Origin of the sequence: Bulleidia sp. HCP3S3_C9 (assembly GCF_052064035.1) — a bacterium.
Lineage (GTDB): Bacteria > Bacillota_I > Bacilli_A > Erysipelotrichales > Erysipelotrichaceae > Bulleidia.
In genome coordinates this window covers 1-1229 of sequence record NZ_JBQHWJ010000115.1, presented here as the reverse complement: position 1 = coordinate 1229, position 1229 = coordinate 1, and the positions used below count along the sequence as shown (strand labels likewise).

The 1229-nt window shown below is 35.8% G+C and carries 1 protein-coding gene; it reads left to right on the top strand.

What is annotated here, in order from left to right:
• Window positions 1-254 precede the first annotated feature (254 nt).
• A complete protein-coding gene (locus ACTND6_RS11000; RefSeq protein ID WP_441024294.1) occupies window positions 255-1091 on the top strand; it encodes an aldo/keto reductase in 837 nt (278 codons plus the stop codon).
• Window positions 1092-1229: the final 138 nt, after the last annotated feature.

Genomic DNA, 1229 nt, shown 5'->3' with positions numbered 1-1229 from the left:
ATTTGTCAAATCGATTAACTGTCTATCGATTTTATCCTTTGCATATTGATCTAGATTGTTGTAAAAGTTAATGATTTCAGTATCTTTCATAATGTCATCTCCTTGAATGTGCTGACATTATAATGCTGCTTAATTGTTGTTACTGTCCATATATTCGTACAATATTAAAATATGTTCACCATTTTGCTAATATAGCCAAAATAAAAACCATTATGATATTCTTTTTTACGTGAAGAAAACATAAGGAGAAAGTTATGGAAAACATGAAACTAAATAACGGATACATGATTCCTGAAATTGGTTACGGAACATGGCAGTCACCAGACAGTGAAGTTACTGTCAATGGTGTGAAGGCTGCAATTGCTTGTGGGTACCGTCATATTGATACTGCTGCAGCATATAAAAATGAAGAAAGTGTTGGAGAAGGAATCAAAGAAAGCGGCATTGCTAGAAAAAATTTATTTGTGACAAGCAAAGTATGGAATACACAGCGTGGATATGAAAAAACAATTGCGGCATTTGAAAAGACATTGTCTGATCTGGATTTGGATTATCTAGATCTATATTTGATTCACTGGCCTGCTTCTAAAAAAGACTATGAAAACTGGGAAGAAATCAATCTTGAAACTTGGAGAGCAATGACAGATCTTTATAAGGCTGGAAAAATCAAAGCCATTGGTGTTTCTAACTTTAAACCGCATCATCTAGAAGCATTAATGAAGACAGAAGTAAAGCCAATGGTAAATCAGATTGAATTCCATCCAGGCTTTATGCAGGAAAAAACAGTGAAATATTGTCGTGACAATGGAATCCTTGTGGAAGCATGGTCACCTCTTGGAACTGGCAGAATGCTGACAAATCCAGATTTGCAGGAAATTGCATCACATTATGGAAAATCCGTAGCACAGATTTGCATTCGCTGGTGCATTCAGCATGATGTCCTGCCTCTTCCAAAGTCAGTAACACCATCAAGAATTGAAGAAAACAGTAATGTATTTGATTTTGAAATCAATGCAGAAGATATGCAGAGAATCGATGCATTGGAGAATTTTGGCGGCTCTGGTCTGGATCCAGATGAAGTAGATTTCTAATGAAATTGACGGTTTATGGATAACCGTCTTTTTCTATTATGAAATCAGGAAGAAACTAGTCCTGATCGAATAACCAAATATACAGGTATATGATGAATAGGTCAGGAGTACTAGTGATTCCTGGCCTTTCTTGTGTAG